Annotated in this window: 16 protein-coding genes; 5 read left to right on the top strand and 11 right to left on the bottom strand. The window is 39.3% G+C overall.

Annotated features, from left to right (window positions below):
• Positions 1-361 precede the first annotated feature (361 nt).
• The 3 genes from ACR2F7_RS02025 to ACR2F7_RS02015 all read left to right on the top strand — a co-directional run bounded on the left by ACR2F7_RS02025 (position 362) and on the right by ACR2F7_RS02015 (position 7,531).
• The gene (locus ACR2F7_RS02025; RefSeq protein WP_432711942.1) at positions 362-1,519 is read left to right on the top strand and encodes a serine hydrolase; all 1,158 of its coding nucleotides are present in this window, start codon (positions 362-364) and stop codon (positions 1,517-1,519) included.
• Positions 1,520-1,862: 343 nt separating this feature from the next.
• Positions 1,863-4,322, top strand: coding sequence for a transglycosylase domain-containing protein (locus ACR2F7_RS02020; protein WP_432711941.1), 2,460 nt, complete (start codon positions 1,863-1,865; stop codon positions 4,320-4,322).
• 104 nt (positions 4,323-4,426) lie between these two features.
• A complete protein-coding gene (locus tag ACR2F7_RS02015; RefSeq protein ID WP_432711940.1) occupies positions 4,427-7,531 on the top strand; it encodes a basic secretory protein-like protein in 3,105 nt (1,034 codons plus the stop codon).
• A 2-nt stretch (positions 7,532-7,533) separates the two neighbouring features.
• Here ACR2F7_RS02015 and ACR2F7_RS02010 read toward each other — a convergent pair whose 3' ends face one another.
• Positions 7,534-7,881, bottom strand: coding sequence for a GIY-YIG nuclease family protein (locus ACR2F7_RS02010; RefSeq protein ID WP_432711939.1), 348 nt, complete (start codon positions 7,879-7,881; stop codon positions 7,534-7,536).
• Between the two features lie 133 nt (positions 7,882-8,014).
• On the opposite strand from ACR2F7_RS02010, the gene ACR2F7_RS02005 reads away from it, so the two are divergent.
• The gene (locus ACR2F7_RS02005) at positions 8,015-8,791 is read left to right on the top strand and encodes an XRE family transcriptional regulator (RefSeq protein WP_432711938.1); all 777 of its coding nucleotides are present in this window, start codon (positions 8,015-8,017) and stop codon (positions 8,789-8,791) included.
• 66 nt (positions 8,792-8,857) lie between these two features.
• Here the strand turns inward: ACR2F7_RS02005 and rplT are convergent, their stop codons facing one another.
• The 9 genes from rplT to ACR2F7_RS01960 all read right to left on the bottom strand — a co-directional run bounded on the left by rplT (position 8,858) and on the right by ACR2F7_RS01960 (position 17,715).
• Positions 8,858-9,202, bottom strand: a complete 345-nt coding sequence (gene rplT, locus ACR2F7_RS02000) for a 50S ribosomal protein L20 (RefSeq protein WP_108555434.1) — start codon at positions 9,200-9,202, stop codon at positions 8,858-8,860.
• A 75-nt stretch (positions 9,203-9,277) separates the two neighbouring features.
• Positions 9,278-9,478: a 50S ribosomal protein L35 gene (gene rpmI, locus ACR2F7_RS01995; RefSeq protein WP_133551816.1), complete on the bottom strand. Its 201-nt coding sequence runs from the start codon at positions 9,476-9,478 to the stop codon at positions 9,278-9,280.
• A gap of 25 nt (positions 9,479-9,503) precedes the next feature.
• Entirely contained in the window at positions 9,504-10,073 is a 570-nt protein-coding gene (gene infC, locus ACR2F7_RS01990; protein ID WP_432711937.1) for a translation initiation factor IF-3, read from the bottom strand.
• 13 nt (positions 10,074-10,086) lie between these two features.
• Positions 10,087-12,012: a threonine--tRNA ligase gene (thrS, locus tag ACR2F7_RS01985; RefSeq protein ID WP_432711936.1), complete on the bottom strand. Its 1,926-nt coding sequence runs from the start codon at positions 12,010-12,012 to the stop codon at positions 10,087-10,089.
• A gap of 88 nt (positions 12,013-12,100) precedes the next feature.
• Positions 12,101-12,940, bottom strand: a complete 840-nt coding sequence (locus ACR2F7_RS01980) for a hypothetical protein (RefSeq protein ID WP_432711935.1) — start codon at positions 12,938-12,940, stop codon at positions 12,101-12,103.
• 17 nt (positions 12,941-12,957) lie between these two features.
• Positions 12,958-13,686: a (Fe-S)-binding protein gene (locus ACR2F7_RS01975; protein WP_432711934.1), complete on the bottom strand. Its 729-nt coding sequence runs from the start codon at positions 13,684-13,686 to the stop codon at positions 12,958-12,960.
• Positions 13,687-15,021 (bottom strand): MFS transporter, encoded by a 1,335-nt coding sequence (locus tag ACR2F7_RS01970; protein ID WP_432711933.1) that lies wholly within the window; start codon positions 15,019-15,021, stop codon positions 13,687-13,689.
• Positions 15,022-15,732: a head GIN domain-containing protein gene (locus ACR2F7_RS01965; protein ID WP_432711932.1), complete on the bottom strand. Its 711-nt coding sequence runs from the start codon at positions 15,730-15,732 to the stop codon at positions 15,022-15,024. It lies immediately after the preceding gene.
• A 90-nt stretch (positions 15,733-15,822) separates the two neighbouring features.
• Positions 15,823-17,715 carry a RecQ family ATP-dependent DNA helicase gene (locus ACR2F7_RS01960; RefSeq protein ID WP_432711931.1) on the bottom strand — a complete coding sequence of 631 codons (1,893 nt, stop codon included), beginning with the start codon at positions 17,713-17,715 and terminating at the stop codon, positions 15,823-15,825.
• An 82-nt stretch (positions 17,716-17,797) separates the two neighbouring features.
• On the opposite strand from ACR2F7_RS01960, the gene ACR2F7_RS01955 reads away from it, so the two are divergent.
• On the top strand, positions 17,798-21,070 hold the full coding sequence (locus ACR2F7_RS01955) for an amidohydrolase family protein (RefSeq protein WP_432711930.1): 3,273 nt from the start codon (positions 17,798-17,800) through the stop codon (positions 21,068-21,070).
• 212 nt (positions 21,071-21,282) lie between these two features.
• Here ACR2F7_RS01955 and ACR2F7_RS01950 read toward each other — a convergent pair.
• A partial coding sequence (locus tag ACR2F7_RS01950) for a zinc-binding dehydrogenase (RefSeq protein WP_432711929.1) occupies positions 21,283-21,658 on the bottom strand: 376 nt, incomplete at its 5' end.

Below are 21,658 nucleotides of genomic sequence, written 5' to 3'. Positions count from 1 at the left end.
CTCCTTGGCCCACAGAACGACATGGCTACGATCCGACTTACTTCATCTAAATTTTGGTCCTCTTGAGCATTGACCGTGTTTACTAAAATAAAAGGTGAAGATAAAAGTAGAGAGGAAAAGAGTATTTTGTGCTTAAAATTCATATTCATTTAGATGTCGCTATATTTAACTCATTAGCATTGAAAAGAATAGACAAGGAAGATAGCAATACCTTATTTAGATCGCTTGAGCAGCAACAAGCATGCAAATGTATCAAATTTGTGAGCCTCTACAAAGATCTTATTCCTATATTTAGCGCAGTAAATTCTATTTTATGTTCAAAATAACTTCGTTCCTGCTTTGCTTTTTAAGTTTACAATCTATGGCACAAAAAACCGACACCTTGTTACTTGAAAAATTAATGAATGGTAAACCCGAATTGTTTTCTACCATCATAAATCACTCCCAAAAACATCAGGTCCAAATACGCTATACACAGGTTATCCGCGACAAAAAAAATAAACCATCATTTAAGACTTATAGTTATAACCTCGATGATCACCATTATTTTTATCCCGCAAGCACAGTAAAACTCGCTGCAGTCATATTTGCCCTTGAAAAGGTGAACGAACTAAAAATAAAAGGACTGACTGCCTATAGTACCATGATTACTGATAGCAATTTTATAGGACAGACAAAAGTAGATAAAGACCTTACTGCAGAAAATGGCTTACCCTCTATAGGTCATTACATCAAAAAAATTCTTTTAACGAGCGACAATGATGCTTTTAACCGCTTATTTGAATTTATAGGCAGAGCTGAGCTCAATGCAAAGCTTACAAAATATGGTTTAAACAACAGCAGGATCTTAAACCGATTGGCTATTGGTGATGCAGGAGAAGCCTCTAAACACACCAACCCAATTCGTTTTTACACTAATGGTAAGTTAGTTTACACCCAAAAAGCACAATATGATCCTAAAGAATATCCTTTAAAATTGACCAATACCGTTATGGGAAAAGCTTACCTGGATAGCAATGATCAAATGGTGAACAAGCCTTTCAATCTGGAAAATAAAAATGCATTTCCTATAAGCGACCAACAAACGTTGATGATGAAACTCATGTTACCAGAAGCCTACCCTGCTAAAGAGCAATTCAATTTAACTTCAGCAGATTATCAACTCATTCACACCTATATGAGTAAGTTACCTACAGAAAGTGATTACCCAAAATATAATCCTCAAGAGTTCTGGCCTACCTATGCTAAAATGCTTTATTACGGCAGAGAAAAAGTTGCGCAAATCAATCCAGATTTAAAGATCTTTAATAAATATGGTGACTCCTATGGATTCATCATTGATAATGCTTATTTCAAAGATGAAAAGCATAAAGTGGAATTTTTCTTAACTGCAGTGGTTCAATCCAACAACAATGAAATCTACAATGATGGCATTTATGAATATGAGACTATTTGTTATCCCTTTATGAAAAACCTTGGGAGAATGATTTATGAATTGGAGTTTTCTTCCTGCCGCTGAGCTCCAGTCGTAACTTAAAGAACAATGAATTAATATGAATATCCAGGTAACCTTCATAAACGGTAAAAGTGTTTAACTTCATACTGTTTCGACAACATGTTTTCTCTTTTCATAATTCGGTATTTTAATATAGTGAATCATTCTTAAGAGACGGCCTATATAATAATTCCTCAAGTATGTTAGCTTAGGTTGATTGCTGCTTAATTACACATTCAATCTAATCTTTTAAAATTCTAAAAACTGGTGAAAAATGTCTTTCTTTGTTATCTCAACAGTGTTTAAGAACTAGCAAATTTTAACATTATTTAACTAAAACTGTTTAACAATTTATAGATATTTATCCATGTTTAAAGAAATTAGTAACAAGTACATTCGTTATCTATTCATATTTGTTTTCTGCATATTAATTTTCTTTTCTGCCCTTCAGTTAAATTTCTTGTGGCTATTTGGCTATTCGCCTTCTTATAAGGATATTAAAGCCCCAACCCAAAGAGTAGGTTCTGAACTTTACACAGCAGATAGTGTATTAATTGGACGCTATTTTAAAGAGAACAGGACTCCCGTAAACTTCAATGAAATCTCACCAAATGTAATAAATGCCCTGGTGGCAACAGAGGATGCGCGATTTTACCAGCACATCGGTATCGACTTCAGGTCGCTTATTTCCAGTACAATTTCTACTGCTACAGGAGATAAAAGAGGTGGAAGTACCATTACACAACAATTAGCCAAGAATTTATACCGCACAAGATATAACAAAGCACAGGGAGTCATCAAACATATTCCTGTTGTGCGTACCGTTATCACAAAGTTCAAGGAATGGATGACTGCCATTAAACTGGAATCAAATTATTCTAAAAATGACATCATCACCATGTACCTTAACACGGTTTCCTTTGGTAATAATACTTATGGCATTAAAACCGCTTCACGAGTTTATTTTGACAAGCAAGCATTGGATTTAAATATCCCAGAAGCTGCCTTATTAGTGGGAATGTTAAAAGGTACCACTACTTATAATCCTTTAAGAAGTCCAGAGAGAGCATTAGAGCGTAGGAACGTGGTCCTCGCCCAAATGAATAAATATAAGTATATCAACAATGAGCAATTGAATACTTATAAAAATAGCCCATTAAAACTTAAAGAAGGTCAGGTTGACGACAGTAGTGATGGCGATTCTTACCTAAGGTCTGCAGTAGCTAAATACCTTGAGAAATGGTGTACAGAAAATGGCTACGATCTTTATGAAGATGGGTTGAAAATTTATACCACTATTGATTCGAAACTTCAAAAGTATGCGGAGGAAGCAGTCAACGAACAGATGAAAACCTTACAAAGACGCTTTTATAGTGTATGGGGTAAAGAAGATCCTTGGTACGACTCAGAAAAAAACAAAGTAGATTACCCGGCACGGGCCAAAAAAAACCTGCCTGCTTTTGCCAGTCTTGTTAAAAAGTACAACAATAACACAGACTCCATTGATGCTTATTTCAATAAGAAAAAGAAGATGAAGATATTTACCTGGAACGGCGACAGGGATACTTTATTTTCAACTATGGACTCCATTGCGTATTATGGTAAAATATTAAATACAGGGATGATGACTCTGGATCCTTTTGAAGGCAAGATCAAAGTATGGGTAGGTGGCATTGACCATAAATTCTTTAAATATGACCACGTCAACCAGTCTAAACGTCAGGCAGGGTCTACTTTTAAACCCTTCGCCTACCTTGCTGCCCTGGAAAGTGGTTTATCACCTTGCGATACTTTTACCGACAAACCTGTCAGCATTTCTTACCAGGAACATGGTAAAACAGAAGTTTGGGAACCTAAAAACTCAAGTTATTCTAATACATACCAGGAAATGTCTTTGCGACTGGCAATGGCAAGATCTGTAAATACCATTACTGCGCAGGTAACAGAAAAAGTGGGCTGGGATAATGTGGTTAAATGGGCACATCAAGTGGGTATTGACAGCAAATTAGAATCCGTTCCTTCAGTGAGTTTGGGTTCTAATGATGTTACTGTGTTCGAAATGGTCAAGGCTTATGGTACATTTTTAAATAATGGCATCAAGACAGACCCAATATTAGTTGAAAGAATTACCGATCTTGATGGTAAAGTAATTAAGGAATTTAAAGCCAAAAAAACACGTGTCCTCACGGAAGAAATCAGCTGGCTGATGCTTTATATGTTTAGAGGCGGTATGGAAGAACCAGGTGGCACCTCACAGGCCTTATGGGAATGGGATTTATGGAAAAAGAATAACCAGATAGGTGGTAAAACAGGAACTTCCTCAGATTATGTAGATGCCTGGTACATGGGGATTACCAAAGATCTTGTTACTGGTGTATGGGTAGGTTGTGACGAACGTACTGCACACTTCAAAAATGGTGAAACCGGCGAAGGCGCCAGAACAGCACTTCCTATTTTCGCTAAGTTTATGGAAAAGGTTTACCATGATGAAAGCACGGGCTATACTTATGGTCCTTTTCCAAAGCCTACTGTAAAAATAAATATCAAATACAATTGTCCAACGCCGAGATACGTTCCTGAAACCTCCGACAGCGATACCCTGCAAATTGATTCCTTAGACACTGGAGATCCCTTCTTTAAGGAAAATGAAACCCAGGATCAACCTCAGCAAGCACAGAGTGTTGAAGAAAAAAAACCAACAGATACAAAACCACAAAAGACGGAAACTGTTGTTCCATTAACCAAAAAAGAAGAGAGAGAATTGAGGCGACAACAACGTAAATTAGAAAAAGATAAAAAAGAAGAACAGCAAGCTAATCAACGCTAAAGTTATCACCTGAAGGCTCAAAAAGCATCAACAAGGTGATGGTTGAGCATTATAACATTTCTTTAATAACAAATAAATAGCTTATGAAAATAAATACAATTTTTATGCGGTTAATTTTTAGTCTGTTATTTTTGCTGACATCCACCTTATCAGTTAAGGCTCAATACTTTGGCCAGAACAAAGTAAGGTACAAAAATGTCAAATTCAAAGTGATGCAAACGCCACACTTTGAAATCTACTACTATCTCAAGAATGAGAAACTCATGGAGAAGTTTGCCCAGGATGCTGAAATCTGGTATAAGATGCATCAGGAAATCTTCCGTGATACAATGAAAAAGAAAAACCCCATCATCCTTTACAGTAATCATCCCGACTTTCAACAGACCACAGCACTGCAGGGTGATATAGGCATAGGTACAGGTGGGGTAACAGAGGCGCTAAAAAACAGGGTGATTATGCCTGTTACAGAGCTCGCTAACCAAACACGACATGTGTTAGGTCATGAGTTGGTACATGCTTTCCAATACCACACGCTGCTTGAAACCGATTCCATCAGTATTGAAAACATTAGCCAGGTACCTTTATGGATGATTGAGGGCATGGCAGAATACCTTTCTGTGGGTAAAAAGGATGCTTTCACCTCTATGTGGATGAGAGATGCCTTGCTTAACCGTGATATTCCTTCCTTAAAAGACCTTACCAATTCCAACAGATATTTCCCTTATCGTTATGGACAAGCCTTCTGGACTTTTATAGGCTCTGTATATGGTGATACTACTATTGTGCCCTTACTCAAAAATACCGCTAAGTATGGTTATGAAAACGGCTTAAAATATACCTTGGGTTATGATGACAAAGCATTATCCGGACTTTGGAAAAATGCAATTGAAACTCATTATCGCCCTTTGTTAAAACAAGACAGCTCACAGATAAAGCTTACAGGAACAAAAATTATTGATAATAAAAATGCGGGTAACATGAATGTGGCTCCCGCATTGAGCCCTGATGGAAAATATCTTGCCTTCATGTCTGAAAAAGACCTTTTTGGCATTGATCTTTTTCTTGCTGATGCTAAAACAGGTAAAATCTTAAAAAAATTAAGTAGCCAGATCTCCAATAGCCATATCGATGATTTCAACTTCCTGGAATCTGCGGGAGCCTGGTCGCCAGACAGTAAGAAATTTGCTTTCAGCATATTCAGCAAAGGCCGAAACCAACTGATGATCATTGATGTTGAAAAACGAAAAGTCCTGCTCCGAACTGGAATGAATAAAGTAGAACAATTTGGTAACCTCACCTGGTCGCCAGACGGTAAGCATATCGCTTTCTCGGGAATGGTGGAAGGTCAAAGTGACATCTTCTCTTATAACCTGGACACCAAAGAAATTAGTGCGATTACCAATGATGTGTATTCCGACTATGCACCAAGTTATTCCCCTGATGGCAAAAAGTTGATTTTTTCTTCAGACCGCGCCTCTGTAAGCAGCAATGCCATTCAGGCGGTGCATCCTATTAACCTAACGGTGTATGATATTGCAAGTAAAACCCTAACTAACCTACCTGTATTTCCTAGTGCTAATAACTTGAACGCACAGTTTTCTGGAGATAGCCAAAGGATATTCTTCTTATCCAACAGAGATGGCTTCAGGAATCTTTACGAATACAACCTTACCATTGGCAGCTTAAACCAGTTGACAGATTATTTTACAGGTATCAGTGGTATTACTGAATTCTCCCCTGCCATCTCCGTTTCCCGCAATGATGATATCGTTTACAGTTATTACCGTGCGCAACGTTATACCTTATACAATGCAGGTAGGCAAAACTTTAAAGCTATCCCTGTAGATGCACAGGCTGTTAACTTTGATGCTGCAATTTTACCTCCCATGGAAAACGTTGCTGTAAATATTGTAAACCCAAATTTAGCTAATTTCGCTACCCTCCTTTCCACGCCAAAAGATTCTTTAACCGAAATCGCCTATCGTCCAAAATTCAGATTAGATTACCTTGCCAATAGTGGTGTGGGTGTGTCAACCAGTACTTTCGGCACAGGCATGAGCGGTGGCGTAGTGGGTATGTTCAGCGATATTCTTGGAAGAAACCAAATCATCGCTAACCTGGCCATCAATGGAGAAATATACGACTTTGGTGGTTTGGTAGGTTATATTAACCAGCAGAAAAGACTCAATTGGGGTCTTGGCATTTCCCATATCCCTTATATTACTGGCTTTAGAGAAATAGTAGCGGAAACTATTCCCGTGGAAGGTGGTGATCCTTTAGAAGTGTATAATGACAGGACCAATATAATCCGCACCTTTGAAAACCAGGCACAGCTGTTTGCATCTTACCCTTTCAACAGGTCACATCGCTTTGAGTTTGGAACCTCCTTTTCAAAGTACAGCTATCGCATAGAAAGAATCAGTAATTTCTATGAAAATATAAATGGAATGATTGGCTACTACCTGGGCTCCGATAAAAAGAAAGTCCCTACAGCGCAAGCCGAACAGGAATATGGAATAAATTTCAGGTCCTTTTCTATTTACAACTTAAATGGCGCCTTTGTTGGCGATCGTGCCATCATGGGAATGACCTCTCCTTTAGAAGGCTTCCGCTATAAAATTGGTGGAGAACAGAATTTTGGAGATTACCAGTTCAGTGCGATCAGTGCCGACGGTAGAAAGTATGTGCGCATAAAGCCATTTACACTTGCAGCGAGAGCATTAACCTATATGCGTCTTGGTTCTGAAGGTGAAAACTTATATCCTTTATTTATCGGCTATCCTTATTTCATTCGTGGTTATGAGGCAAATTCACTTTATAACAACCAGAATGCAGGAGGCACATTTGACATCAACCAACTTTCGGGAAGTAGAATTGCAATCTTTAACTTTGAAGTGCGATTACCTTTTACAGGACCAAAAAAACTGGCCCAGATCCCATCCAAATTTTTATTCTCTGATTTAAACCTCTTCTTTGACGCCGGTTTGGCTTGGAATGAAGGCTCTACCATTTCCTTTAAAGGTCAGCCTAATGGGGTGCTTTTGCCTAATGGAACACCTGCAGAAAGAGTACCTGCTTTGAGTGCCGGTATCTCCCTCAGGGTAAATATGTTTGGATACTTTGTACTGGAACCCTATTATGCTTTCCCATTTCAGCGCAAAGATGTTTCAGCTGGCGTATTTGGTTTAACGTTTGCACCGGGCTGGTAAGTTTAAGCCCTGCTTAAGGGCATTGCCGCCTGGGTGCTAATCACCTTACTCCTTACGATATGTTCAAAATCTAAACCAATCGTTAAATCAACCCAATCGGGATTACAAGAACGCACCAGGCGTTCTTTTTGCATTCTGGTAAAACGGCTCACCATTTTAAAACGATGCAAAGCCTGACTTTCAGCTTTAAACTCTTCAAAATAAACCAGCCGGCTTAATTGCTGCCCCATGTCAAAAAATAAGCTTGGCATCTGTTTATAGAAATCCAGCGTCTTCATTAAATCAGCACTCATACCAACATGTAGACTGGTTCTGTTCCGATCGGTTAAGATGTAGACAAATTTTTTCATAGCTTTAATCTTAAATTGTTTCAACTAATTTAATTAGTATATATATTTGTACAACGAATAAATATTGCTAACTTTATTGGTACAATAATACTAACTATCTTAGTAAAAACAAAATAATATTTAAATTTATTTTATGTCAAATATTTCAGCTAACCTTAAGTACCTCAGGAAAAAAAAGGGCCTGACTCAACAGCAATTCGCTGATGCTATTGGGATTAAAAGATCTTTGGTTGGTGCTTATGAAGAAGACCGGGCGGAACCCAAATATGATTTGCTAAAGAAAATAGCAGAATATCATGAATTGACCATTGATGAGTTTATCAATGAACAAATCAACGATAAGTGGAAACCTAAACTAAAAAGCCAGGGAACAAACCTACGTATCTTAAGTATTTCAGTAGATAAGGAAGATAATGAGAATATTGAGCTTGTTCCGGTGAAAGCAAGTGCGGGCTACCTGAATGGCTTTTCAGATCCTGAATATATAAGAGAATTACCAAAATTCCACTTGCCACTGCCTAACCTTAAACAGGGAACTTTCAGGGCTTTTGAAATTATGGGAGATTCTATGTTGCCTATTCAACCAGGAAGTATTATTGTTGGCGAATACCTTGACAACTGGAATGATGTAAAGACCGGTGAAACCTATGTCATCATCAGCAAAAATGAAGGCGTTGTCTATAAGCGCGCAGGCAATCGTTTTAAAGAGAATAAAGAGCTTAAGCTGGTTTCAGACAACAAAGTGTATGATCCTTATGCAATTGCCGCAGAAGACATCCTGGAGATCTGGAAAGCAAAGGCTTATTTCAGTTCTACCCTGCCAGACCCTACACCAGAACCTACCATAGAAACATTAACCAATATGATGGCTCAAATGCAGAAGTCACTTTCGCAATTGGGCAGAAACTAAAAAAATAGAAGACATAAAAAAAGGGAACCATAACAGTTCCCTTTTTTTATAACCTTGAAGTTCTATCTATTTAACTGTATCAATTACAGCTTTAAAAGCTTCTGGATGGTTCATCGCTAAATCAGCTAAAACTTTACGGTTTAAACCGATGTTTTTGCTAGCTAACTTACCAATAAGTTGAGAGTAAGAAATACCGTGTTGACGAGCTCCAGCGTTGATACGTTGAATCCATAATCCACGAAATTCTCTTTTCTTAACTTTACGGTCACGGTAAGCATATTGCAAACCTTTTTCTACCGTATTTTTGGCAATAGTGAAAACCTTACTTCTTGATCCCCAATAGCCTTTGGCCATATTTAGGACTTTTTTCCTTCTTCTTCTCGAAGCGACTGCGTTTACCGAACGTGGCATAGTGTTGTTGTTTTTTGATAAACGGTGTTGCGTATTTCAGCAAACTTACTACCGGGTACCTGGTTAAAAATTAAATTATTTACCGATGCAAAGCATACGTTTCACGTTACCTGTATCTGCAGCTGACACCATACTAGTGTGGCCTAAGTTACGCTTACGTTTAGTAGACATCTTTGTTAAGATGTGGCTTTTGTATGCGTTCTTCCTTGCGATTTTACCGGTTCCAGTAAGCGAAAAACGCTTTTTAGCACTGGAATTGGTTTTCATTTTTGGCATAACCTTGTTTATTTATGTAATTTACTTATTTTTTTTGCAATTTCGGAGCAAGCGTTAAAAACATACGCTTACCTTCTAATTTAGGTAACAATTCAACTTTACCTATATCCTCCAGGGCCTGTGCAAATTTCAGTAACAAAATTTCACCCTGTTCTTTATATACAATTGCCCTACCTTTAAAGTGAACATATGCCCGAACCTTTTCACCATTCTCAAGGAAACTAATCGCGTGTTTTAGTTTAAACTGAAAATCATGATCATTGGTATTCGGTCCAAAACGGATCTCTTTAATAACTGTTTGTTTAGCATTAGCTTTAATTTCTTTCTGCTTTTTCTTTTGCTCGTAAACAAACTTACTGTAATCAATTATCCTACATACGGGAGGAACTGCGTTTGGAGATATCTCTACCAGGTCCAATTCCAATTCGTCGGCAAGGGCCAAAGCTTTTGCCAAAGGATAGATCCCCGGTTCAACATTATCTCCAGCTAATCTCACTTCTTGAGCCCTGATGTACTGATTAATGTTATGTTCTGCTTCTTTTTTCTTAAAAGGAGGACGTGGTCCCCTGTTAAATCCTGGTCTGCCTAATGCCAAATTTATTTCTTATTTAAATTGTAATTTCTTTAATTAATAACTCTCTGAATTCCTGTAAGCTCATTTCTCCTAAGTCACCATCACCATGCTTCCTTACCGAAACTTTGCCTTCTGCCATCTCTTTTTCGCCAATAATCAGCATATAAGGGATTTTTTTAACTTCAGAGTCCCTGATTTTCCTGCCGATTTTTTCATCGCGAAAGTCAATCAAACCGCGAATATCGGAATTATTTAGTTCATCTGAAACTTTTTTCGCATATTCTTCATATTTTTCTGAGATAGGAAGAATGATAAATTGTTCTGGAGAAAGCCATAAAGGGAAGTTTCCGGCACAATGCTCTATCAATACAGCAATGAAACGTTCTAACGAACCAAACGGTGCGCGGTGGATCATTACCGGGCGGTGTTTCATGTTATCACTACCTGTATATTCTAGTTCAAAACGTTCCGGTAAATTGTAATCTACCTGTATTGTACCTAGTTGCCATTTTCTGCCTAAAGCATCTTTAACCATGAAATCTAATTTCGGCCCATAAAAAGCAGCCTCACCATATTCCACTACAGTAGTCAAACCTTTCTCGTCTGCGGCTTCAATAATTGCAGCTTCCGCAAGCTCCCAGTTTTCATCTGTTCCGATGTATTTAGTTTTGTTTAATGGATCTCTAAGAGAAACCTGTGCTGTATAATGCTCAAAACCCAAAGATTTAAATACATAAAGTACCAGGTCAATTACCTTTTTGAACTCCTCTTTTACCTGATCTGGGCGACAGAATAAATGCGCATCATCCTGAGTAAAGCCGCGAACACGGGTTAAGCCATGAAGCTCACCACTTTGCTCATAACGGTAAACCGTACCGAATTCAGCAAAACGTAAAGGAAGATCTTTGTAAGAACGCGGTTTAACTTTATAAATTTCACAGTGATGAGGACAATTCATCGGCTTCAAGAAAAACTCTTCTCCTTCCTGTGGTGTTTTAATAGGTTGGAAAGCATCCTTGCCATATTTTTCATAATGGCCCGAAGTAACATATAAGTTCTTGTGTCCTATATGTGGTGTAACCACCTGCTCATAGCCAGATTTACTTTGTGCCCTGGTTAAAAACTGCACCAGTCTTTCGCGCAAAGCAGCACCTTTAGGCAACCATAAAGGTAAACCTGCACCAACTTTCTCAGAGAATGCAAATAGCTCAAGTTCCTTACCTAATTTACGGTGATCTCTTTTCTTCGCTTCTTCTATTAAGTGAAGATAATCAGTAAGTTCACTTGCTTTAGGAAAAGTCACACCGTAGATACGGGTTAATTGTTTTTTTGTCTCATCGCCGCGCCAGTATGCACCTGCAACATTCATTAATTTCACCGCTTTGATAAAACCAGTATGAGGAATATGTGGACCGCGACATAAATCTGTAAAGCTACCCTGGGTGTAGAAAGTAATCTTTCCATCTTCAAGGCCATCAATCAGGTCCAGTTTATATTCATCACCTTTTTCAGTGAAATAATTTAAAGCATCAGCTTTGGCAACCGCTTCTCTAACAAATACTTGTTTTTGTTTAGCGATTTCAATCATCTTGGCTTCAATGGCTTTGAAATCATCCGAAGAAAATTCTCTGTCGCCAAAATCTACATCATAATAAAAGCCTGTTTCAATTGCCGGACCAATACCAAATTTAGTACCCGGATAAAGTTCTTCCAGGGCCTCTGCCATGATATGCGCAGAAGAGTGCCAGAAAGTAGCCTTACCCGCTACATCATTCCAGGTTAATAACTTAACAGCAGCATCCTCTTGTATAGCCCTTGTTGAATCCCACACTTCGCCATTAACCTCAGCAGCTAAAACGTTCCGTGCAAGACCTTCAGAAATGGACAGTGCAATTTGATGGGCTGTTGTGCCCTTTTCATACTGACGAACAGAGCCGTCAGGCAGTGTAATGTTAATCATCTACAACTATGATTTATAAAGTAAAATATTTATATGAATTAAAAATCACCTACAATGTGATTTTGAAAAGCAAAGTTAAGGTAAAATACTAATTTATGACAACATTTCTAACGCCATTTCCTTGTCGGCCGCCCCTGTTTTTCATCATCGCTTCCATTTTTGCCTGGTAATCATCAGCTGTAATTACATTACCTTTTTTTGGTAACACTACATCTTTAGCACTTACTTTTCTATATTCTATACTGGTAGCCACTGTACTAGAGCCTTTACCTTCAATGGCCAATACTGCTCCTTCTGTCCAGATGGCAGGGTTTGGTGAGAAATTAAACCCTAAATCTTTGGTATACCAAACGACATTTTCGGTGATAATTTCTTTCTCTTCGTCTTGTATTTTACGTTTACTGGTGGTTTTAACCGTAACTTTCTGACAGTTGAAGCCAATTACTTTTTTAGTCTCGTCAGATTTGATATATTCTACCACAGGTGCTGCAGCAGCAGGTTGATTGTTCATTGCCATTGGCGCTTCTGCTTTACCTAACTGCGTATCCATAAAATAAGTGGTATCGCGAAGGTCAAATACTGCCGTTAATTTTTGAGTAGCCAGGTCATAATAGTAATCACGGTTACCACCGGCACCAAAACCTCCCATACGGAAACCTCCCCTGTTACCTCCTTCGCTATTGCTGTCTTCTACCTCTTCTACTTTCATGTAACTTGCGTTTGTAGCATTGAACAACAATTCATAAGGCATTTTAATAGTTTGCATTCTGGATTGCATTTCTGGGTTCATTTTGAAGCCATTTGCCTCTGCCATCGCTATAGGATCTACATTGGTAATAAACTGAATAGCTCCAGTTTTCTTTTCTTGTGCTTGTAATTGTGTAGTAAGTGTGAAAAGGCCTGCAACGGCTAATACGATTGCTTTCATAGGTATATATTTTTCTTTTAGTTTTCTAACCAGCCATTGGCCAACACATCAGCAAGGTGCATGGTTTTTAAGGCAATATTATTTTTGTCAATGTAACCCTGCAAGTGCATCAGGCAAGAAAGATCCGTTGAAATGATATAATCAACACCTTGCTCCAGGGCGTTATTTACTTTCTGTTCTGCCATTGCAGAAGAGATAGCATCAAACTTAACAGCAAAAGTGCCGCCAAAACCGCAGCACATATCTGTATCTTTCATTTCCACCATCTCTAAACCATGAACTTTAGACAGCAGTTGTCGTGGTTCCTCTTTAATCTTGCACTCTCTTAACCCACTGCAGGAGTCATGGTAAACAGCTTTCCCTTCAAGTTCAGCCCCAAAATAATCTTTCTTCAGTACGTTGATCAAAAAATCAGAAAGTTCATAAATATGCCCTTGAATATTTCTGCATTTATTATGCACAATAGTATTCGTAAATAAATCATTAAAGCCACTCTTCACCATGCCCACACAGGAAGCAGAGGGTGCAACAATATATTGGTGCTCGGAAAAATCATTCAGAAACTTCGTTCCTGTTTCCTTTGCTTCATCCCAGTAGCCAGCGTTGTATGCAGGTTGCCCGCAGCAGGTTTGATTGGCATTATAGCTCACCACACAGCCTGCTTTTTCCAAAAGTTTGATGGTGTTAAAAGCCGTTTCAGGATACAGCTGATCTATAAAACAGGGAACAAATAATTCTACTTTCATTTAGATGATCTTATGGTGATGAGGAGTAGGCAAGGCTACTGATTTAGACTCTGCTTTTTTAAGCAGGAGCAACAATAATAAACCTGACACAAAAAATGAAGTCAGGGCAATAGTGGAATTACGCATGCTCCCGGTAAGCTCTTCAATATATGCAAAGCTAGCCAATCCGGCTACAATTGCAAGCTTTTCAGTAACATCGTAAAAACTGAAAAACGAAGCCGTATCGGCAGTTTTTTCAGGAATATATTTTGAATAGGTTGACCTGGATAAGGATTGTATGCCCCCCATAACCAAGCCAACTACAGCAGCAAGCATATAAAATTGCGTAGCTGAGTTAACAAAATAGGCACAGATACACATCATGATCCACAGCAGCACTACAAAAATCAAAACATTAACATTACCGTAATATTTTGAAAACCTCGACATTACCTGTGCGCCAGCAATGGCAACCAATTGGATAATCAGGATAACGGCAATTAAACTCGATGTCGACAGATGCAAGATCTTCTCACCAAAGCTTGCTGCTACCAGCATTACGGTTTGAACACCCATAGAATAGCAGAAAAAAGCAAATAGAAACCTTTTCATTAAAGTCATTTCTTTAATCTGCTGCCATACTTTCTGCAGTTCTCTAAATCCGCTGGAGATTTTCCTTTGCTCGGCAGCATTGAAATTAGGACTCCCCTTTGGCAATACTTTAAAAGGAATTTGTGCAAAGGCCATCCACCAGATACCGACTAACAGAAAAGACAGGCGTGGTGGAAAACTGGCGTCAGTTATACCAAACCACTCAGGTTTTAAAACAAACACAAAGCAAATAAGCTGTAAAATAACACTTCCTATATAACCATAGGTGAAGCCCTTTGCGCTCACCGCATCCTGCTGATCAGCAGTAGCAATTTCCGGGAGATAAGAATTATAAAACACAAAGCCACCGGCATAACCAATGGCAGCAAGGGCAAAACAAATGACCCCAAGTTCTAAAGTATCCAGCTTAAAAAAATACAAACAACAGCAGGAAAAACCACCCAGATAGGTAAAAATCTTCATGTAGACCTTTTTGTTTCCTTTATGGTCAGCCATAGAAGTCAATACAGGCGACATCAAGGCAATAATAAGGTAGGCCGCTGCTAAGGCATAATTTGATAAAGCCGTATTAACAAAACTCATCCCAAAAAAGCTAACTTTATCACCATGCTCTGCAGTTGTGGTAATAATAGAATAGTAGGCCGGGAAAATGGTAGAAGTAATGACAAGGTTATAAGCCGAGTTTGCCCAGTCGAAATAGGCCCATGAACGGATAACCTTTTTGTTGTTTTTTGTAATACTCACCTAGTTAACTTTTTCAAGCTTAGCGGTACCTGCCTTTTTCTTGTTTATCTTTACAGGACTGCCTTTATAAAAGGTTTCACTGGTACCAGATGTTTCGACATTCAGGTCATTCAACACATTGATGTTAGAGGCATTGACACCCTCAGTATGAAGGTTATACCTTGCAACCACAAAATCAAAGGCATTCAGGCTTAAAGCACCGGTAGAATTTAAAATGTGCTCCCCTGCTTGTCCTGATAAAGCTATTTTGGCTGTACCATCAACAGTAGTAGTCAACTTCCCTGCCGTTAATTGCAGGTCTACCTGTGTAGTTCCGTTTAAGTTCATTTCTACATCACGCAGATTCAATAAGGAAGTAGATTGTAATTTACTCCCCGATTCAAGGTTGATCTTTTTCAATAGTTTAATGCCTGCATAAATGACTACAGAATCACTTCCACAATATTTATCAGAATCAAGTTTCAATTTCAGTGTGCCACCGCTTACCGATGCCTTCACTTCATCCACTACGTTAGAATCTGCCGCAATACGAACCTTATAACTGCTGTCTTGTTGGATAATTACTTTTATAGGACCTCTTACCTCAAGTTCATCAAATTCTTTAAGTGATTGTACGTGCTCTACACGTACACCAGCATCTTCAATACATGCCGTATTACAGGCAGTAATCAATAAAGGCAAGGCTATAACAAGAAGGCTCAGTTTTTTCATTCGTTTTAATATTTGTTTTTTAGATAAAGCTTTTAGCAGCTTCAACAGCGTAATGGTGCAAATTAATTAAATTCAATTAATGAACATAATTTATAAGTAATAGTTTTTTCCGTCGGTTTTAATTTTCCCAGCATCTAAAAGTTCTCTAATGCGGTCTAACTTTTCAGTCTCCGTTCCAGATTGTAGTTCATTGACCAGGTCCGTTAAGGTTTGCGAATTACTTTGCAAAACAGTGGCAATTTCAAAATCTATTCTTTCCGACAGTTCTTCAAGGTCAAGTGCTTTTTTTTCTGCTATACAAACATCACAAACACCGCATTTTGCAGAATGAGGTTCATCAAAATAAGCAAGCAGCTGCACACTGCGACAATTAAAAGTACTGGTATAAGCTAAAACAGCATTAATTTGGTCCTCCTGCAGTTTTTTGCGAAGTTCAATATATTTAACATCAATATCCATGTGTTCCTGGTCTTGACGCGGTAAGATAAAAAGTAACTGCGGCTGATCGGTTTGTGGCAGGTAAGAAATAATTTCCTGATCTTGCAATCTTTTGAGCATGGCAACCACAGTATTGAAAGAAATGCCTAACTTTTTAGCAAGGTCATCTTCCTTAATACCTACATATTGATCAAAGGCGCCGCCATAAGAGCGCAGTAAGGTTTTAATTAAAGGATCGAAACCTGCATTTTCAATCTGGAAACGATAAAGATCTTCATTACTCACCGACACTAACACCCGCGACTGCAAAAAGGTGTTTTCAGATAAGGTTAAATAACCATCGTGCTCCAAAAACTTAAGGGCAGCAATAGTTTTGAGTACCCCAAGGTTAAATTTTTTACAAAAATCTGCGAGGTCAAAAGGAAACGTCAATCCCTGTCCAACACCATAAGCAAGTTGATAGTAACTGCCCAAGTAATGATATGTTTTTTTGATTTCTGCAACAGAAGGAAAATTATTCGTATATTTTTCCTGAAGCGAGCGCTGGTCATTTTTATTAGCAAGGAGCACAGCAAAGGCACGATGTTCATCACGCCCCGCTCTTCCCGCCTCCTGGTAATAGGCTTCTAAACTTTCAGGGAGGTCGAGGTGCACCACAAAGCGAACATCGGGCTTATCAATACCCATCCCAAATGCATTTGTAGCTACGATGATCCTGATTTTATTATTCTTCCAATCCTCCTGCTTACGCGAGCGTTCATCCCGCATTAAACCGGCATGGTAATAATCTGCTGAGATCTTATTTCTGTTTAGAAAAGAGGCTACTTCAGCTGTCTCTCTCCTGTTCCTTACATACACCAAACCGCAGCCCTTCACATTTCGGGCAACATCGATCAACTTTCTATATTTATCCTCCAGGTCAAACACCACATAAGAAAGGTTTTTTCGGGCAAAGCTTTTCACAAATACCTGCGGAGCAGTAAGCTCCAGCTTGTCAATAATATCAGCTCTTACATGTTGTGTTGCCGTTGCTGTAAGGGCAATGATGGGCACTTCCGGAAGAATTAACCGTAAATCTTTAATTTTTAAGTATGGCGGCCTGAAGTCATAACCCCATTGCGAAATACAGTGAGCCTCATCTACAGCAATGAGGTTGACGTTCATGTAAGAGATGCGCTCTTTTACAATTTCTGAAAGCAGGCGTTCTGGAGATAGGTAAAGAAATTTGATATTGCCATATATACAGTTGTCCAGCAAGATATCAATTTCCCTCTTACCCATCCCTGCATAAATGGCTACAGCATCAATGCCCCGGGCTTTTAGGTTCTCTACCTGGTCTTTCATTAAGGCAATTAAGGGCGAGATAACCAGACAGATGCCTTCTTTAACCATCGCAGGAATTTGAAAACACAAAGATTTACCACCACCAGTTGGTAGCAGGGCCATGGTGTCTTTATTGTCTAATACGGCATCAATGATATCTTCTTGCAGAGGTCTGAAAGTATCAAATCCCCAGTATTGTTTTAATATAGCTGCTTTATTCATAAAAGGTATGGCTCAAAACTATAAAAACGATCTGTATTTATTAAATTGCAGGCATAAATAGCAAAAATAACCCATTTTAAAAATGCGTAAATTTCTACTCTTTCACCTGTTTTCAATCCTTTTATATCCGGCTTTTTCCCAAGATAAGAAAGAAAATTCCAAGTGGGATATTGAAAAACTTAAAGGCAACGTTAAGAGCTTCAATATCAGCACCAATGAAGGCACATGGATGAATCTTGATGTAAGTGCTGATGGTAAAGAAATTGTTTTTGACCTGCTGGGGGATATTTACGTGATGCCCATAACAGGTGGAACTGCCCAATTGTTAAGTGGTGGTATAGCCTGGGATATACAACCACGGTTTAGCCCTGATGGCAAATATATTTCTTATACCAGTGATAAAAGTGGAGCAGATAACATTTGGATCATGAATCGTGATGGATCCAATAAGCGCCAAATCTCTAAAGAATCCTTTAGGTTATTGAATAATGCTACCTGGCTGCCTAGCAGTGAATACCTCATTGCCAGGAAGCATTTTACAAGTACGCGCTCTATAGGTGCAGGCGAATTATGGATGTACAGCATATATGGCGGTAATGGCGTGCAGCTGACCAAGAGAAAAAATGACCAGCAGGATGCCGGAGAACCTAATGTATCTCCCAATGGCCGGTATGTATATTTCAGTGAAGACGTGAGTCCTGGCCCTACCTTTGAATACAACAAGGATCCCAATGGCATGATCTATGCCATTCGCCAATTGAATTTAGCCAATGGAAAACTGAGCAATTTAATTGCGGAACAAGGCGGTGCGGCAAGGCCACAAGTGTCTCCCGATGGTCAATTGATGGCCTATGTAAAAAGGGTACGTTTAAAAACAGCTTTATACCTGCATAACCTCAGCACCGGCGAAGAATGGCCAGTATATGATGAGCTTAGTCGCGATCAGCAGGAAACCTGGGCTATCTTTGGTGTTTACCCCAACTTTGCATGGACGCCAGATTCAAAAAACCTCATTTTCTATGCAAAGGGTAAAATAAGGAAGTTAGCTATTGGCACCCAGCAAATAACAGAAATACCTTTTCAGGTGAACAGCAGCCAAACCGTACAGGAAGCTTTACATTTCCCGCAGCAGGTTTACAACGCTGACTTTTCTGTAAAGATGATCAGGCAGCTTTGTACTGCGCCAGATGGGAAATCAGTCATTTTTAATGCTGCAGGTTATTTATATAAAAAAGAATTGCCCAACGGCGTGCCACAAAGGGTAACCAATGGCACTGATTTTGAATTTGAACCTAACATCAGTCCTGATGGTAAGTTTGTAATTTATACCACCTGGAGCGATGAGTTTAAAGGTGCCATTAAAAGAACTGACCTTAAAACTGGAAAAACGCTTACCCTTACAGATGAAAGAGGTTTTTATTACTCGCCCTCTTATTCTCATAAAGGGGATAAAATTGTTTATAGAAAAGGCGGTGGCAATTTGGTTTTAGGCACCTTTTTCGGCAAAAGACAAGGCATATATACCATCACTGCTACAGGCGGTGGAAAAGCAATTATCACTGATCATGGCATTAAGCCTAAGTTTAATGCCGACGATAGCAGGATTTATTTCCAAAGTAACGGTGATGGTAAAAAAACATTTAAAAGCATCTCTGTGGAAGGCACCAATGAATTGACGCACTACACTTCTACTTATGCAAATTCCTTTGAACCTAGTCCTGATGGTAAATGGATGGCCTTCACTGCCTTGTTCAACGTTTATATTACGCCAATGGTCAATGCAGGATCAGCCCTGGACCTTTCTGCTTTAAATACCTCCATCCCTATCACTAAGGTCAGTAAAGATGGAGGCAGTTATATCCATTGGAGTGCCGACAGCAAGAAGTTATTCTGGACATTAGGTGAAGAATATTTTAGCAAAGACGTGCAACAGGCTTTTAATTTCGGTACCCTTGCACAGCAGGAACAGCAAAAAGTTAACACAGCAGTTAACCAGGAAAGCGAGCCAGGTATTGCTATAGGGCTACGGATTAAAAGTGATGCCCCCACAGGCTTGCTGGCGCTAAAAGGGGCTAGAATTATTACCGTCAATGGTGCCAATGTAATTGAAGAAGGAACCATCCTGGTGGAGAACAATAAAATTATCAACATTGGAAAGTCTACTGAGGTTGATATTCCAGAAAATGCCATTATTGTAGATGTGAAGGGAAAAACCATTATGCCGGGAATTGTTGATGTGCATGCGCATTTAAGAACCAGTCCTGATGGAATTAGTCCGCAGCAAGACTGGTCGTATATGGCTAACCTTGCCTTTGGCGTTACCACAGCGCACGACCCTTCCAGCAATACAGAAATGGTCTTCAGCCAGAGTGAAATGCTGAAGGCAGGCAGAATGATTGGTCCACGGGTGTATTCTACAGGTTCCATTTTATACGGTGCTGAAGGTGATTTTAAAGTGGAGATCAATAGTCTGGATGACGCATTGTCAAGTTTACGTCGACTAAAAGCAGTCGGTGCCTTTTCAGTGAAATCATACAACCAACCTCGCCGTGAACAGCGCCAGCAAATTATTGAAGCAGCCAGGCAGTTAAAAATGTTAGTGGTGCCTGAAGGGGGTTCAACATTTGCCACCAACATGAATATGATTGTGGATGGCCATACAGGTATAGAGCACAGCATACCTATTGCCCCGGTATATAAAGATGTAACAAGTTTCTGGAACAATACTAAAGTAGGCTATACCCCTACGCTGATTGTAAGTTATGGTTCTCTCTGGGGAGAAAACTATTGGTACGACAGAACCAACGTTTGGGAGAATGAAAGGTTAATGGCTTATACACCCAGATCTATTGTTGATGAGCGTGCACGAAGAAGAGCTACAGCAGAATATGGCGACTATGGTCATATTGAGGTTTCTAAAACAACAAAGCAAATTGCCGATGGAGGAACAAAGGTAAACTTAGGTGCACATGGGCAACTCCAGGGTTTGGGCGCACATTGGGAATTGTGGATGTTGGTTCAAGGTGGCATGACGCCGCTTGAAGCCATTAGGTGTGCTACGGCAAACGGTGCTGCTTATCTGGGTATGGATAAAGAAATTGGCTCCCTTGAAAAAGGCAAACTCGCAGACTTGATCGTCATGGATGGAAATCCATTAGAAGATATCCGCAATTCTGAGAAAATAAAATTTGTGATGATCAATGGTAGGTTGTATGATAGCTTTTCCATGAATGAAACCGGCACCAGGCATACGGTAAGAAAAAAGTTTTGGTTTGAGGCCAATAAGGGATTCAGTTATGCCATGCCAGTTGCAGATTCAGAAACATGGACCTTTACCGTTCCACACTGTGATTAAGCGCTATAGTTTATATTCAATAACAAGGATGCCTGCCGTTAATTCGACAGGCATTTTGCTTTTGTAGCAAAGGTGTCACCTTACAGTGAGTCCACGGTGAGTCCACATTCAGTCCACGGTGAGTCCACGTTTTACCAAACAAAGGGTGGACTGAATGTGGACTCACCCTGGATTGGATGCGCTCTCATTATATCGTATAACTAAGCAGTCCCTTACTCTCCTGTTACAGAAAGTACAACTTTCCCTCGTACACTATGCGCCTCTATGGTTACATGCGCCTGTACAATCTCTTCCATTGAAAATACCTGCTCAACGGCTACAGTAAGTTTCTCCTCTCCCAGCAAATCTGCAATATGCTGCAACATTTCCTTTTCTGGCTTCACCATAAACCAAATAAGGCTTACGCCTCTTTCCTCGGCAAGGGCTATCGCTTTAGGATCATCTTTGGTGGAAGAAGGCAAACACACAACGCTACCTCCGCGTTTAACACAATTGATAGAACGATATAAAATATCACCACCCATGGTATCCATTACAGCATCAATATCTGTTGCAATTGCTTCAAACCGCTCCTCTTTATAATTAATA

This window comes from Pedobacter sp. (assembly GCF_045628745.1).
In the GTDB taxonomy this organism is placed as follows: Bacteria; Bacteroidota; Bacteroidia; order Sphingobacteriales; family Sphingobacteriaceae; genus Pedobacter.
Note: the sequence above shows the minus strand (reverse complement) of the source record. Positions and strands in the feature narration are given on the sequence as shown.